This window comes from Pseudochelatococcus sp. B33 (genome assembly GCF_053570585.1).
Genome location: NZ_JBSEFH010000004.1, coordinates 247,003 through 261,150 on the forward strand (window position 1 = coordinate 247,003; position 14,148 = coordinate 261,150).

Consider the following 14,148-nt stretch of genomic DNA (forward strand, 5'->3'; position numbering starts at 1 on the left):
GCGAATACGTGCGGAGCACGCCCACGAGCCGATGCGGGCCATGATGGGGCCTGCATCCAACAAAACAGAAGCCGCGAAAGGCCGGAATTTTTCAGATGACAACGGGAGGAATGGGTCGATGTTGAAAGCATTCGTGTTTCCCGCGGCACTCGCCGCAAGCCTGGTGCTGGGGGGCGGAGCCTCGGCGGAACCGCCGGCGCCTTACAGCGTAACCCCGGAACTCGAGGAGGCCGCCCGCGCCGAGGGCAAGGTGGTCTTCTACACCGCAACCGACGTCACGGTGGCGGAAAAGCTGGCGGAGCTGTTCAAGCAGACATATCCGGGAATTCAGGTACAGGTGGAGCGGGCCGGGTCCGAGCGCGTCTTCCAGCGCATCGGACAGGAATACTCGTCGGGCATCTACAACGCCGATGTCATCGAGACGTCCGACGCGGTCCATTTCAATTACTTCAAGCGCCAGGGCTGGCTCGAGCCGGCGGTGCCGCAGGTCGTGGCCGATAAATGGCCCGAAGACGAGCGCGATCCCGATGGCCAGTTTGCCGCCTATCGCGCACACCTTGCGGTGCTCGCCTATCGCAGCGACCTGCTGCCGAGCGAGGAGGCGCCCAAGACGTGGACCGATCTGCTCGACCCGCGTTTCAAGGGCAAGGCGGTCAAGGCGCATCCCGGCTACAGCGGCACCGTGATGACGTCCACCCACGTGCTTTCCGACCTGCTCGGATGGGACTATTTCGAGAAGCTGGGCGCGCAGTCGGTCATGCAGGTTCAGTCGTCGACCGAACCGCCCAAGAAGCTGGCGCAGGGCGAACGCGCGGTGCAGCTCGACGGGAACGAATACAACGTGTTCCGCCTTCAGGACGAGGGCATTCCGATCCAGATCGTCTATCCGGAAGAAGGCACGCCGCTTGCCGTCGGCAATGCCGCGATACTGAAGAACTCCCCCAACCCGAACGCCGCCAAGCTCTTCTATGCCTTCCTGTTCTCGCAGGAGGCGCAGCAGCTCAACAGCGACTTCGGCGGCCTCCGGTCCTTCCATCCGGACGTCAAGGAGAAGGAGGGGCGCATACCGCTCTCGGCCATCAAGCTCCTTCACTCCGATCCGGAGGCGCTGGAAGCACAGATCCGGGACATCAAATCGAGGTACGAACGTTACTTCGGTACGTGACGTCGTTCATCCCCGCGTGTTCTTCCGGTCGAGCGCTGGGGCCTGATCGGGAAGAACCGCGGGTGGGAGCCGAATTGCCGGACGTTTGCCGGGATCTTCAAAGCCGCGAACGTCCGGGAACCCGGGTTGCACGTCGCCAAATCGGCAGAATGGATGCCGTGCGGCCCGCGTGACATTGGCGACATACGGGCGTGGCCATCCAGGGTGGCATGCCTCGACAGATGGTATCAGCCGCTATGACAAATATCACGATTGCCAAGCCGACCATGCAGCGCACCCTGAAAATCGATCTCTCATGGCCGACGTTCGTCCTTCTGACCTTTGTCCTGGGCGTCCTCGTCATTCTGCCGCTTTTCTGGCTCTTCTACTACAGCGTTCACAGCGACGTGGACGGCAGCGCCACGTTCGAGAACTTCACCGCCCTCGTCACCGACGTGACGATCCTGCGGTCCTATGGCGTTGCCATCGCCATGTCCCTGGGGGTCGGCATTCTGGCCTGTGTCGTCGCCACGCCGATGGCGTGGCTGGTCGCGCGGACGGATCTGCCGGGGCGCCGCTATATCCGCATGGCGGTAACGGCGTCGTTCGTCACGCCGCCGTTTCTGGGCGCCATCGCCTACGAAATTCTGGCCGCCCCCAACAGCGGGCTGGTCAACATCCTCTACAGACAGCTCTTCGGTCTCGGCCCCGAGCACGTGCTCGTCAACATCTACACGTTTTCGGGGCTGATCTTCGCGATAGCCTGCTTCACCTTTCCCTATGTCTTCACGCTCGTCGCGAACGCGCTCGACAAGGTGCCGTCGGACCTGGAGGACGCCTCCGCCATCCTGGGGGGACGGGCGTTGACGACCTTGCGCAAGGTAACCATCCCGATGGTGCTGCCCGCGATGCTCGCCGGCACGCTGATCGCCATCCTCCAGGCGCTGACGATGTTCGGCTCTCCCGCCATCATCGCCCTGCCGGCGGGGTTCCACGTCATCACGACGAAAATCTGGAGCCTCTTCCAGTTCCCGCCGCAGCTCGGGCTCGCCGCCGCCGCCGCCATTCCGCTGCTGCTCATCACGGTCGTGCTGCTGCGCACCCAGAAGGCCATCCTGGGACGCAAGGGCTATACCGTGCTCGGCGGCAAAAGCGGCACGCCGCGGATCGTCGCGCTCGGCTCATGGAAATGGGCCGCCGTGGCTTTCGTATTCAGCGTGCTCTCGCTGACGATCATCCTGCCCTATGGGGCGATTTTCAAGACGGCGTTCGTCAATACCGCGAGCGATCCGCTCACGCTGGAAACCTTCACGTTCAAGCACTGGTATTTCGTGCTGTTCAACTTCTCGGCCACCCAGCTTGCGCTGCGCAACACGTTCCTGCTGGGCGTGCTGACGGCGACCATCGTCACCGCCATGGCGCTCGTCGTGTCCTATCTGGTGACGCGGCGCTCGGTGCCCGGCGCCGGGATTCTGGGCATCCTCGCCACCGCGCCGGTCGCGATCCCGGGCATCGTGCTGGGTGTCGGGCTCTTCCTGAGCTACGCGAACCCGACGTTCCAGCTCTACGGCACGCTGTGGATCCTGCTGATCGCGTTCATGACCATCGAGCTGCCCGCCGGCTATCAGCAGATGTCGTCTTCCTTCGCCGGCATCCATCCGGAACTGGAGGATGCCGGACGCATCATGGGAGCGTCGCGCCTGCGCACGTTGTGGGACATCACGGCGCCGCTGCTGCGCACGAGCGTCGTTGCGGCATGGTGCTTCGTGTTCGTCGGCACGATTCGCGAGCTGTCCGCGACGATCCTGCTGACGACCGCCAACACCAAGCTGGTGTCGGTCATCATCTACGATCTGAACGAGAGCGGCGATCTGGGGGCGATCTGCGTCCTCGGCATCATCCTGCTGGCGGTTTCGTTCGCGGTGGTCTTCGTCGCCAATCGCGTGCCGCTGCTCGGCGGCTCCCAGATGAACGCGCGCGGATAGGGCGCTGCTCCTTGAGCAGACCTCATCCCAGGATGGGGATTGAACCCCGCGAGATGGATTGTGGGCGGCGGCAGTGGTATAGAAACGCCACGGTGCCGTATCGTTTCGGGGCATAAGGGAATGGCGGCGAGGGTAACGATATGGTTTTTCTCGCCGTTGCCGCTTATCGTCGAAAGATTGTCGTGTCGCTATTCGGGTCGCGAACCGCGACGCTTGATATCTCCGGAACCATACTGGCTTGGCTATGTCCGATTCTGCTAACTTGCCCCAAAATCTCTCTGCGATTGACTTCCTGCGCACCCGGTCGCTGGCCAACGTGGTTCAGGCCGAAATCGAGAGAATGATCATTGATGGCGAGATCAAACCGAACGAGCGCGTGAACGAGAATGCCCTGTCCCAGCGGCTCGGCGTCAGCCGCGGCCCCATTCGGGAGGCGTGCAGCGCGCTGGCGGCGATCGGGCTCATCGAGATCATCCCCAACCGCGGTTTCTTCATTCGCTCCCTGTCGAACGACGAGGCGCAGGACCTCTCCGTCGCGCGCGCGGGGGTATTCGGCTGCATGGCCATGCTGCTCGCGGCGAAAATCACCGATGAGGAAATCGCGACGCTGCGGAACCTGCTTGCGCGCATGGACGATCTCGCCAAGGCCGACAATGTCCGGGAGTACTATCCGATCAATCTGGAGTTCCACCAGCAGATCGCCCGGATGAGCGGGAACACGCGGCTGGCGCAAATCTACCAGAGTTTCGTGCGGGAACTGCACATCCAGCGCTATCGCGCGCTCGCGAGCCCCGACGTGCTGGGCACGTCGAACGCCGAGCACCAGGCGATTGTCGACGCGTTGTCCGAGCGCGACAGCCTCAAGGCATTCGTCGCCGCCCGCGACCACATCCTGAACGGGATCGACAGAACGCGCAAGGCGACCCCGCAAGAGCGCGGCTGAACCCTGCGGGCCGTTCCCGCCGGCCGGTGACCGCATGCGCCTCTACAGGTTCGACGCGTAGATGGCGTCGCAGACGGCGTCCGTGACTTCCTGCGTCGTCGCGTTGCCGCCGACGTCGGGCGTGAGGATACCCGCCCCGGTGACTGTCTCGACGGCGCGCATCAGCCGCGTGGAGGCCTCCGGCTCGCCGAGGTGGTCGAGCAGTTGCGCCGCTGTCCAGAAGGTGGCGATCGGATTGGCGATCCCCTTGCCGGTGATGTCGAAGGCCGAGCCGTGAATGGGCTCGAACATCGACGGAAAACGGCGCTCCGGATCGATGTTGGCGGTGGGGGCGACGCCGAGGCTGCCGGCGAGCGCGCCGGCGAGGTCCGACAGAATGTCGGCGTGCAGATTGGTCGCGACGATGGTATCGAGGCTTTGCGGCTTGAGCGTCATGCGCACCGTCATCGCGTCGACCAGCATCTTGTCCCAGGTGACATCGGGAAACTCCTGCGCGATCTCGGCGGCGATCTCGTCCCACATGACCATGCCGTGGCGCTGGGCGTTCGACTTGGTGACGACGGTGAGCAGCTTGCGCGGCCGCGCCTGCGCGAGCTTGAAGGCATAGCGCATGATGCGGGTGACGCCGACGCGGGTGAAGATCGCGACCTCCGTTCCGACTTCTTCGGGCAGGCCGCGATGGGCGCGCCCGCCATGGCCGGAATACTCGCCTTCCGAATTCTCGCGGACGATCACCCAGTCGAGATCGCCCGGACCGCAGTTGCGCAGGGGCGGCGTGATGCCGGGGAGGATCTTCGTGGGCCGCACGTTGGCGTATTGGTCGAACCCCTGGCAGATGGGCAGGCGCAGGCCCCAGAGGGTGATGTGGTCCGGCACGTCCGGCGCGCCGACCGCGCCGAAATAGATGGCGTCGAACTTCTTCAGCCTTTCAAGCCCGTCCGGCGGCATCATCACGCCGTTCTTCCTGTAGTAGTCGGAGCCCCAGTCGAAAACCTCCACGCCGAATGTCACGTCGCCGAGGCGCTGTTCGAGACTTCTGAGCACCGTGATGCCGGCGTCGATCACTTCCGGACCGATGCCGTCGGCGGGGATCGCTGCGATAGTGTAGTGGCGCATGTCCGATTTCCGTTTCGACTGATTGAATGCAGCGTTGGACCGCAGGGGCGCCGCGCGCCCGTCGTGACCTTATGGCGACGCCGTCGCCCTTCTCAACGCGCAAATAATTATATAAATAAATGCAACAATAGGTGAGACGGCCGATGGAGCTTGAGCAACTGAGGTGCTTCGTGGCGGTGGCGGAAGAGCTGCATTTCGGCCGCGCCGCGCAGAAAATGGGACTGCTTCCGGCCTCGGTCGGCAGGCATGTGCGGCTGCTGGAGGAATCGCTCGGAAGCACGCTCTTCAGCCGCACCACGCGCAGCGTCGCCTTGACGGAGGACGGCGTCGCGCTGCTGAAGGAGGTGCGCCCGCTGCTTGCCGGCCTCGACGGCCTGGCCGAACGATTCCGGGCCGGCCGGCGCCGGCGATCCGCGACATGCCGCATCGGCGCCGTCGACAGCGCCGCCGCCGGCCTGCTGCCGACGTTGCTGCACGATTTGCAGGCGCTGAGGCCCGGCATCGTCATCGAGCTCGTCGAGGACAAGTCGGTCCGTCTCGTTCCCAAGCTTCTCGCCGGCCGCCTGGACATCGCGTTCATCCGGCCGCGTGAGGGCATGAGCCGCCATCTCGTGGTTGAGCCGCTATTCTTCGAAACCGCCGTCGTCGCGGCGCCGTCCACGCATCCTCTGGCCGAGAGATCCTCGGTTTCCGTGCGTGATCTCGCCGAGTTGCCGCTCATCGTTCCCGACCGCCGTTCCCGGCCGCATAGCTATGACCTCACGCTGGACGTCTTCGCCGAGGCCGGTCTGCATCCGCGCATTGCGCAGGTCGCTGATGAAAAGCAGACCATCGTCAACATGGTCGCGGCCGGAATCGGATTCGCCATCGTCCCGCGCTGGACGTCGAAGCTGGCGATGAGCGGCGTCCATTTTCTCTCTCTCGACAGGGAGGGCCTGCCGCAATTGCGGAAACTCCCTCTCGCCGTTGCATGGATGAGGGACGTGCGCGACCCGGTCAGGGATGCGATCCTGGAGATACTGCACGAGAACGCCGCGAGGTACGCTGAATTGGCCTAGCGCGGGGGACAGAAAATCCGCATCGGCGCCGCCGTTCAGGGCGGCGGCTCCCTTCCGGAGAAGAAGGCGCTGAAATAGCCGGCGTAGAGGCGGGGCGCCTCTATGTTCATCGAATGCCCCACTCCCGGCGCCTTCACGAGCCGCGCGTTCGGCAGGCCGGCCGCCATCGCTTCCACGCCCGCCTCGGGGATCCAGAGATCGAGCTCACCCCAGACGATCAGCCGCTCCGCCGTCATCTCGCCCATCCGGGCGGTCAGCCCGCCCGCCTGATAGGCCCGGTTCAGGTGGTGGGGCGTGCCGAGCCAGATGCCGGTCGGAAGCCCGAAGGTGCGGTCCACGATCCGCTCGAAGAGCTTCGCCCTCCTGCTCGCCGGCACGGTGAGGGCGGGGACCGCGCCCTGGGCGAGGCTGTCCGGGGCGAAAAGCGTCGGCGCGGCCGAGGCCATCACCGCGCGGGTCACTTCCTTTGCCGCCTGCATGGCCTCGAAGACGGCAGTGCCGGCGGCGTCGAAGGGCAGCCCCGCCGGGGGCACCGGGTCGAGGTCGAGGATACTCTGGAACCGGCCGGGGGCGGCCAGTTCCATGAGCATGGCGATGTAGCCCCCGGTCGAATGGGTGGCGAGATGGCAGCGCCCGATCCCGAGGGCATCGAGCGCCGCCAGCATGTCGGCCGCGTGCTGCTCCATGGAGTAGGCGGCGTAGTCCGGGCCGGGCTCGGGCCGGTCGCTGTCGCCGCAGCCGCGCCAGTCGAGCGCGGTCACCGTCAGGTCGCGCGGCAGGTGCGGCGCGGTGAGCTCGAACCACTCCTTGCTGGCGAGATTGCCGTGGATGAAGACCACCCGCACCGGCCCTTCGCCCCAGACGCGCAGGCCCAGATGCAGGCCCCCGCCGATATCGATCCTCGCCATGTCCGCCTCCCGCTTGTCCCGCCTCTTGCTTGCCTCGCCTCTACTTGCTCAGCCCCTCGGTGGTGGCCGCGGACCCGGCGCTGTCGGCCGCGGCGGCCTCCTTCGCCGTCCCGTTGATCAGCGCGTCGGTGATGAGAGGATCGGCCAGGGAGACCTTGCCTGTCAGCACGAAGTCGACCACGTCGCGGGGATAGCGCACCGGTTCGTCCGTGTGGATGAAGTGCGCGGCGCCGGGATAGACCTTGACCAGCGGCGGGTTGCCTGCGGCGGCCAGCCGCTCGGCGAACGGGGTGATGACCTCGTTCGCCATGTCGGTGAGCCCGTTGAGCGGCGTCGAGGGGATGAAGGGCTCGCGCGCGCCGAAGGTCAGGAAGATCGGCGCCTTGATCTGCGGCAGCCGGCGGTAGAGGTTGTCCGGATCGTCCTTCAGGTTCTCGGCCACCATGCTGTGGATATCCCAGATGAAGGCCGCCACCCACTGGTCGAACTCGCGCGGGTTGCCCTTGATCATCGCGATGCGCTGGTCGGTGTGGAGGCGGGCATAGGGCGTCTCGCGCAGGAAATAACCGGTGGAGGCGGGGCTTGGATTGCCGGCCGCGTCGCGCTTGCGCCAGTTGAAGAAGTCCTCCACCTCCTCCGGCGTGCGGTTGAACTCGGCATCGAACAGGCCCAGCGGCTTCCAGACCTCGCGCCACTTCTGGCCCTGGTTGGCGAGGGCGGGGTCGAAGGCGTCGACCGTCTCGCCGCCGCCGATCGGCACCTCCCGCGGGAATTCCTCAAGTCCCGCCGGTCCCTCCAGGATGATGCTCTCCACCTGGTCCGGCCAGTTCAGTGCGTAGCCGAGCACGAACTGCCCGCCCATGGAATGGCCGAAGAAGGCGGCCTTCTCGACGCCGATCCTGCCGAGCGCGTCGTGGATCGCCTCGCGCATGTTCGCCATGGAGCGGGACTCGTCGAGAGCGAGGTTCCCCGGCCCTGATTGGCCGTAGCTCGGCAGGTCCGGCACGACCACCCGCAGGCCCTTCGCCAGCGCATAGGTCATGATGTTGCCGTAATGGGCGCCGAACGCGCCCTTGCCGTGGATGATGACGAGGGTGCGGGAGTTCGGATCCTTCCCCGCGTATTCGTCCATGTAGCCGATTTGCCACTCCCGCCCCAGCGAATCCTTGCCGGTGGTGAATTTCACCGGGAAGGGGTAGGTGATCTCCTCCTTCCAGAACGAGCGCTGCGGGTCGATATCCTTCGCGACCGAGGCGATGCGCCAGTCCGGCAGCTCGACGTCCGGCGTCTCGGCGCCGATCGCCACCGTCTGGAGGAAATCGCGGAAGATCGGATTGGCGGCCTGATTGTTGGGCATGCCGAAGACGGCGTAGTGGGAAAGCGGGCTTTCCTCGCCGATCAGCCGCGCGCCGGGGATGCGCTCCGCCGCCCGCTCGGCCAGCGGGAAAACCAGCCAGTTGTCGTTCTTGACGTGCAGCACCAGCGTATCAGCGCGGCTGCGGCCGAGATCGTCGTTGATGTTGTAGTCGAGCCCGGTGCGGTTGCGGTACAGCAGGTCGACCGCATCGAAGTTCTGCGCCATCGCCGCCATGCCGGCGCCGGCTTCGGGCGTGGGCGGGTTCCAGAAGAACACGTCGCGCTTGACCGTCTCCCACGGCTGGGTGGCCCGGTAGCCGAGGTCGAAGCCGCTCTGGCTGAGCACCGACCAGTGGAAGGCCACGCCCTGGTTCGGGTGCTGGTCCTTCGGCCGGTCGTAATAGTCGCCGCCGGTCTCCTTCCAGACCGGATCGCTCTCCAGCGCGGCGGTGGCGAGCTGGAAGAGCCACGCCCGCACCGGATCGCCGCCGTCCTCCTGGGTGGTGCCACCGATGGGCATCACCGCCCTGACGAAGCCGCTCGGGCTGTGCATCACGCCCCACAGATGGGTCTGGGAGCCGCCCATGGAGACGCCGGTGACGAGCGCCACGCGGCCGACGTTGAGCTGGTCGCGCAGCACCCGGTACTGAGCCTGCACCTGATCGTAATAGCTGTAGAGCGGGAATTTCAGCCCGAGCCCGTCCGAGGGCTTGGAGGCGCCCCACAGGCCGATGGCGTCGAACATCACCACGTAGAAGCGGTCGGTGTCGATGAGCTTGCCCGGGCCGACGACCGGCCCGCCGGAGAGCGCGCTGCCCTCGACCCACTGATCGTACATCGAGGTGGAATCGCCCGAATAGAACGACGGGATCACCACGGCGTTGATGATCCGCCCCTCGGCGTCGGTCTTCGGCGTGCCGAGCGCAATATAGCCGAGGCGCAGCGGATCGGCCCCGAGGCTCTCCAGCGTCACGCCGCCGACGCCGCCGTTCTCCCAGGAGGCCGGATCGTCGAGATCATAGGTGCCGCCGATGCGGAAATCCGGCAGGACCGCGGTCTGCTTCAGCGCGTCATGCGCAGCCACCGCCGAGCGGGCGGTGATGTCGAGTATCTGCTGCTGGGCGGCTGCCCGGTCGATGGGCAGCGCAAGGCCCATCGGCACGATGAGAGTGCCCGCGAGCGCGCAGGCCAGAATGCGGTTCTTCAGCACGGATTCCCCCCTGGAATGCGGCCGGTGTGTCCGGGCGTTTTGCCCATCCGGCCGGAAGTCCTGATGGTCAATCTGAGCCATGGGCCCGGAGGGCGTCAAGAGGGCCGGCGAATTTGTAATGTAAAATCAAATAGATAGATGGAGATGCCATGAATCGTACACTCCCGCCGCCGATGCGGACGGTCGGTTACGGCAGGCGCGGCCGTCAGGCCAGCGTGTCGAGGAAGTGCCGGTGCACCTCCCGCGTCAGTCGGGTCGCAACGGCGACCGCTTCCTCCCGCCGTTCCCGGGGGATCCGTTCGAGCCCGTCCTTGAGCAGGCGGATCTGGGTTTGCAGCAATCGCCCGTTCTCCTGCTCGATGCGCAGCAGCGCCATGGCGAAGGGCTCCAGCATCAGCTCCTGGGGCACGATGGGCGCGAGCCGGACCGTCGCGAGCCGCGCGTGGCCGAGGGCGAGCGAGTCGAGCCCCGTCGGGTCGCCGGCCATCGACGCGCGCAGCGTCTCGGCCTGAAGCGGCGTGACGACGGCCGCGATCTGGGCGTAGATCCAGGGATCGAACTCCCAGTTGGTGACCCGGGCGAGCAGGGCGAGCGCCTCGCTCTCGCGGAAGAACTGCTCGTTCATCGCCTGCCATTGCAGCGTCTCGGCCGGCAGCGCCGTCGCCCCGACGAGAAAGGGCAGGCCCGCCGCCTTCACTGCGCCGAGATAGAGCGCGATCCGGGTCTGGGTCGCGGGGGTGAAGCCCTCGGCCGCGATGTGCGCGCGGATCCGGTCGTACCGCTCAAGAAACATCCCGCGCCTCCGGTCCGGAACGGGGCGGAAAGAGCGGCAGGGCGCGCAGGTGATCGCCCCGGCAGGGAAACCACGGCTCGGGCTCCTCGGGCCCCTCGGCCGAGATCCACACGCTCTGGTCGCCCGGCCAGGCTCCCGCCACGACGAGATCGAGGAAGGCCTCGATCAGCCGTATCGTCAGCCGCGGCTTCTCGACGGTGAAGGCGTGGTAGGCGTGCTGGACGATGACGAGGCGCGAGTGCGCGATGCCGCGGCGCAGGACTTCGTGGCACTTGCGGGGCGTGAAGAAGTCGTGCTCGCCGTTCAGGATCAGCGCCGGGCAGTCGATGCGGCCGAGACGGCCGGTGATCGGCTCGAACGCCGCCACCGATTCCATGAGGTTCTGCAGGGCGAAGAGATCGTTGACCACGTAGCCGCGCCGCATCAGCTCGGGCAGGGCGGTCGCGTTCTCCGCCAGCCATTCGTCGCTCATGTTCATGGGCATCAGCCAGCGCTGCATCGAGGGCAGGCCGGTCTGGACCAGCGCCTCGTACAGATTGCAGCCGAGCATATAGAGCTGGGGCGGCATCTCGGCGAAGCAGCTCATGGCAACGAGGCTCGCGCAGCGTTCGGGGCGTTCGCAAGCGAACTGCACCGCAACCGTGCCGCCGAAGGAGATGCCGCCCACATGGGCCCGCTCGACGCCGAGGTGATCGAGCACCGCCTCAATGGTGCGCCAGTGGTCGGCAAAGCGCACCCCCAGCGCCGGCTTGTCCGAGTCCCCCTGGCCGAGCATGTCGAAGCGCACCACGCGCAGTCCCCGGGCGGTGAAATGCGCCGCGTAATCCCGCCACATGTCGGCATATTGCGTCAGGCCGTTGACGAGCACGACGGCGGGCCGATCGTCCGCCCCGTCGACATAATATCTCACCCGGTTGTTGCCCGAAAAAACCTCACGGACGCGGGTTTGGTCTGGGGAGTCATTATGACAGTTTTTTTTCAATTATATGACTCTCGACGGTCGCCTTGATTTAAAAGCTGGCATGTTTCCAGGCGGATTACAAGTTTTGATGCCATAATTTAGAGCATTTGATGCATGGAGTTCGACATACTGATGGCCTTCTGCATGTGTTCGCGACGCGTTCCGAAGCGCGAGCCGCCGCTCAACCTGATGCGGGGAGGGCGCCGGGGTCGTTCGACTGCAGCGTCGCCATTCCGGCCGGCCGTCCGCACCGGAAGCCCGGGTGCGATCCGCCATGATCCCCGCCGCGCTGGCAATCCGGGGACTGCGCTGGTATAGATGGCCCTGCAACGGGGAGCAGGACATGGAAAGTCTGCCACTCAGCAAGGCGTTCACCCTGGTGGAATCGGGGCCGGTCGTCCTGGTCGCGACGCATGACGGCCGGAAGGCCAACGTGATGACCATCACCTGGACCATGGTGCTGGGGTTCTCGGCGAACTTTGCCATGACCACGGGGCCCTGGAACCATTCCTACGCGGCTTTGCGGAAAACGCGCGAGTGCGTGATCGCGATCCCCACGGTGGAGATGATCGATACCGCAATCGGGGTGGGCACGTGCTCGGGAGCGGACACGGACAAATTCGAGAAGTTCCCTCTCACCCCTCTCAAGGCACGACATGTCCGCGCGCCGCTCATCAAGGAATGTCTCGCCAATATCGAGTGCCGCGTCGTCGACTTCGTCGATGAGCACAGCATCGTGGTGCTCGAGGGCGTCGCGGCCTATTTCGACACGTCCCGCACGGAAAAGAGAACCCTCCATGCCGTTGGCGACGGCACCTTCATCGTGGACGGGGAGAGGATCGACAGAAAAGAGATGATGCGCTCGAAGCTCCCGAGCGGGATATAGGGCACTTCCGCTTTTCTCCGAATTGCGAAAATGCTCTATCTCTTTGTTTTTACGCAATTCCGGACGCAAAAGTGGTGTCCACTTTTGCTGGAATAGCGCTAGCGCGACATGACAGGGAGCAACGGACATGACGACCTACGCGGTGGCGCATCTGCGCAACGTCGACATGAATGACGATATCGTCAGCTATCTGGAATCGATCGATGCGACGCTCGCGCCGTTCGGCGGGCGGTTCGTCATCCATGGCGGCGAGAAGGAGCCGCTGGAGGGCGTCTTTCCGGGCGATCTGATCGTCATCGCCTTTCCGGATCGTCAGGCCGCGCGGGACTGGTATGGCTCGCCGGCCTACCGGGCGATCCTGCCGAAGCGGCTTCGCAACGCGGAAGGCGAGGCGTTCCTCATCGACGGCGTCGACGAAGCGCATCGCGCGACCGATATTCTGCAACGCTGATCGTCGCCCGGCGGCGGCTCGAACCGCGAGGACGGGGAGTGCCATGGGATTGTGGATCGCGATGGGGGTCGGGCTCGGCACCGTTGCCGGCACGACGATATTCGACAATATCGGCGTCGGCATCGGATTCGGGATTGCGATAGGGGCCATGCTGGGAGCCGTCTTCCGCAAGTCCTGAAGGTGGGCAAATCAATCCTGACGTTGCCGCCGGCTTCCTCCCGAGGGCCGGCCGCTGCAGGCCACGTGCATTCAGACCACGCGGCCGAACCAGAGCAGCGACAGGGCGCCGGCAAGCAGGGCGAACAGGGCGCCGACGCCGGCGAAGATGAACGAGATCTCGGTCAGTTTCTTCTCGCTGATGAGCCTTGCCGACAGCGACTTGTACACCTGCGCCAGATCGTCCGACGATTGCGCCTCGAAGAACTGGGCGTCGGTGGTCCGGGCGATGGTCTTGAGCGTCTCGATGTCGGGCTGGGTGCGCATCGAGCGCCCTTCATACTCCACCACGTCGCCGTTCGGCGAGCCGAAGCCCACGGTGAAGACCCGCACCCCATAGTCGGCGGCGGTCTGCCCGGCCTGGATCGGATCGGGGCCGGTGGTGGTGGCGCCGTCGCTCAGCAGGATCACCACCGCGTTCCGGTACGAACCCGGCTCCACCGGGATATGCTCGGGCTTTTCCTCGGCGGCCTGCTCGTCCAGGGACCGGCTCTGGGAGCGGCGCGACCGGTTGTCGCCCATCGGCACGCCCAGCCGGGGATTGTTCTGGCCGGTTTCGAAATCCTCGTCCGGGAAGATCGTGGCGAGCGAGGTCAGCACGCCCGATCCCACCGCCGTGCCATAGCGGGTCTGGAAACGGTCGATGGCCTGGTACAGCGCCTCCCGGTCGATGGTGGGCACCTGGACCAGATAGGCCGCCGAGGCGAAGGCGACGATGCCGATCTGCACGTCCGCCGGCTGATCGGCGATGAACTGCTTGGCGGCGCTCTGGGCGGCAGCGATGCGCGACGGCGCCACGTCCCCGGCGCGCATCGAGCCGGATACGTCCACGGCCAGGATGATGGTGGCGCGCGAGGAAGCCAGCGTCACCACCGCCGCAGGCCGGGCCACGGCCAGGATCAGCACGGCAATGGCGATGAGCAGCAGCGCGGGCGGCAGGTGGCGGCGCCAGCCGGGCGCCCGGCCGAGCGCCTGCTTGACCATGGCGAGGTTGGCATAGCGGAGGGCCGTTCGCTTTCGCCGCCGCAGCATCAGCACGTATAACCCGATCAGGATCGGAACAAGCAACAGCAGCCAAAGCATGTCCATCCAGATAAACGTCATGGCATCACCCGGTTCGT

13 protein-coding genes are annotated in these 14,148 nt (G+C 65.7%); 7 read left to right on the top strand and 6 right to left on the bottom strand.

The features are described 5' to 3' along the window. The first annotated feature begins 118 nt into the window (after positions 1-118). The 3 genes from ACUSIJ_RS06075 to ACUSIJ_RS06085 all read left to right on the top strand — a co-directional run bounded on the left by ACUSIJ_RS06075 (position 119) and on the right by ACUSIJ_RS06085 (position 4,072). A complete protein-coding gene (locus tag ACUSIJ_RS06075; RefSeq protein WP_449307481.1) occupies positions 119-1,165 on the top strand; it encodes an extracellular solute-binding protein in 1,047 nt (348 codons plus the stop codon). Positions 1,166-1,401: 236 nt separating this feature from the next. Further along, entirely contained in the window at positions 1,402-3,129 is a 1,728-nt protein-coding gene (locus tag ACUSIJ_RS06080; protein ID WP_449307482.1) for an ABC transporter permease, read from the top strand. Positions 3,130-3,373: 244 nt separating this feature from the next. Next, positions 3,374-4,072 carry a GntR family transcriptional regulator gene (locus ACUSIJ_RS06085; protein ID WP_449307483.1) on the top strand — a complete coding sequence of 233 codons (699 nt, stop codon included), beginning with the start codon at positions 3,374-3,376 and terminating at the stop codon, positions 4,070-4,072. Between the two features lie 42 nt (positions 4,073-4,114). Here ACUSIJ_RS06085 and ACUSIJ_RS06090 read toward each other — a convergent pair whose 3' ends face one another. After that, entirely contained in the window at positions 4,115-5,188 is a 1,074-nt protein-coding gene (locus ACUSIJ_RS06090) for a tartrate dehydrogenase (protein ID WP_449307484.1), read from the bottom strand. Between the two features lie 143 nt (positions 5,189-5,331). Between ACUSIJ_RS06090 and ACUSIJ_RS06095 the strand changes: the two genes are divergently transcribed. After that, positions 5,332-6,246, top strand: coding sequence for a LysR family transcriptional regulator (locus ACUSIJ_RS06095; protein ID WP_449307485.1), 915 nt, complete (start codon positions 5,332-5,334; stop codon positions 6,244-6,246). A gap of 35 nt (positions 6,247-6,281) precedes the next feature. On the opposite strand, the gene ACUSIJ_RS06100 is transcribed toward ACUSIJ_RS06095, so the two are convergent. From ACUSIJ_RS06100 to ACUSIJ_RS06115, 4 genes are all read right to left on the bottom strand, one after another. Beyond that, positions 6,282-7,154: an alpha/beta fold hydrolase gene (locus ACUSIJ_RS06100; RefSeq protein WP_449307486.1), complete on the bottom strand. Its 873-nt coding sequence runs from the start codon at positions 7,152-7,154 to the stop codon at positions 6,282-6,284. Between the two features lie 40 nt (positions 7,155-7,194). Further along, positions 7,195-9,720 (bottom strand): alpha/beta hydrolase, encoded by a 2,526-nt coding sequence (locus ACUSIJ_RS06105; RefSeq protein WP_449307487.1) that lies wholly within the window; start codon positions 9,718-9,720, stop codon positions 7,195-7,197. A 205-nt stretch (positions 9,721-9,925) separates the two neighbouring features. Then, the gene (locus ACUSIJ_RS06110) at positions 9,926-10,513 is read right to left on the bottom strand and encodes a hypothetical protein (protein WP_449307488.1); all 588 of its coding nucleotides are present in this window, start codon (positions 10,511-10,513) and stop codon (positions 9,926-9,928) included. Further along, positions 10,503-11,423 (bottom strand): alpha/beta fold hydrolase, encoded by a 921-nt coding sequence (locus ACUSIJ_RS06115; protein WP_449307489.1) that lies wholly within the window; start codon positions 11,421-11,423, stop codon positions 10,503-10,505. Before ACUSIJ_RS06115 ends, ACUSIJ_RS06110 begins: the two co-directional genes overlap by 11 nt. 394 nt (positions 11,424-11,817) lie before the next feature. Between ACUSIJ_RS06115 and ACUSIJ_RS06120 the strand changes: the two genes are divergently transcribed. The 3 genes from ACUSIJ_RS06120 (at position 11,818) to ACUSIJ_RS06130 (ending at position 12,989) form a co-directional block, all read left to right on the top strand. Next, positions 11,818-12,360 (top strand): flavin reductase family protein, encoded by a 543-nt coding sequence (locus tag ACUSIJ_RS06120; protein ID WP_449307490.1) that lies wholly within the window; start codon positions 11,818-11,820, stop codon positions 12,358-12,360. A 127-nt stretch (positions 12,361-12,487) separates the two neighbouring features. Beyond that, complete coding sequence (locus ACUSIJ_RS06125) at positions 12,488-12,811, top strand: DUF1330 domain-containing protein (protein WP_449307491.1); 324 nt, start codon at positions 12,488-12,490, stop codon at positions 12,809-12,811. Positions 12,812-12,854: 43 nt separating this feature from the next. Further along, positions 12,855-12,989 carry a hypothetical protein gene (locus ACUSIJ_RS06130; protein ID WP_449307492.1) on the top strand — a complete coding sequence of 45 codons (135 nt, stop codon included), beginning with the start codon at positions 12,855-12,857 and terminating at the stop codon, positions 12,987-12,989. A gap of 71 nt (positions 12,990-13,060) precedes the next feature. Here the strand turns inward: ACUSIJ_RS06130 and ACUSIJ_RS06135 are convergent, their stop codons facing one another. Continuing rightward, positions 13,061-14,131 (bottom strand): VWA domain-containing protein, encoded by a 1,071-nt coding sequence (locus ACUSIJ_RS06135; protein WP_449307493.1) that lies wholly within the window; start codon positions 14,129-14,131, stop codon positions 13,061-13,063. Positions 14,132-14,148: the final 17 nt, after the last annotated feature.

Bases quoted from the DNA above. Each gene is read 5' to 3' on its own strand.
- ACUSIJ_RS06090 (WP_449307484.1), bottom strand. From the start codon at position 5,188: ATGCGCCACTACACTATCGCAGCGATCCCCGCCGACGGCATCGGTCCG.
- ACUSIJ_RS06100 (WP_449307486.1), bottom strand. From the start codon at position 7,154: ATGGCGAGGATCGATATCGGCGGGGGCCTGCATCTGGGCCTGCGCGTC.
- ACUSIJ_RS06085 (WP_449307483.1), top strand. From the start codon at position 3,374: ATGTCCGATTCTGCTAACTTGCCCCAAAATCTCTCTGCGATTGACTTC.
- ACUSIJ_RS06075 (WP_449307481.1), top strand. From the start codon at position 119: ATGTTGAAAGCATTCGTGTTTCCCGCGGCACTCGCCGCAAGCCTGGTG.
- ACUSIJ_RS06080 (WP_449307482.1), top strand. From the start codon at position 1,402: ATGACAAATATCACGATTGCCAAGCCGACCATGCAGCGCACCCTGAAA.
- ACUSIJ_RS06125 (WP_449307491.1), top strand. From the start codon at position 12,488: ATGACGACCTACGCGGTGGCGCATCTGCGCAACGTCGACATGAATGAC.
- ACUSIJ_RS06120 (WP_449307490.1), top strand. From the start codon at position 11,818: ATGGAAAGTCTGCCACTCAGCAAGGCGTTCACCCTGGTGGAATCGGGG.
- ACUSIJ_RS06095 (WP_449307485.1), top strand. From the start codon at position 5,332: ATGGAGCTTGAGCAACTGAGGTGCTTCGTGGCGGTGGCGGAAGAGCTG.
- ACUSIJ_RS06135 (WP_449307493.1), bottom strand. From the start codon at position 14,131: ATGACGTTTATCTGGATGGACATGCTTTGGCTGCTGTTGCTTGTTCCG.
- ACUSIJ_RS06110 (WP_449307488.1), bottom strand. From the start codon at position 10,513: ATGTTTCTTGAGCGGTACGACCGGATCCGCGCGCACATCGCGGCCGAG.
- ACUSIJ_RS06130 (WP_449307492.1), top strand. From the start codon at position 12,855: ATGGGATTGTGGATCGCGATGGGGGTCGGGCTCGGCACCGTTGCCGGC.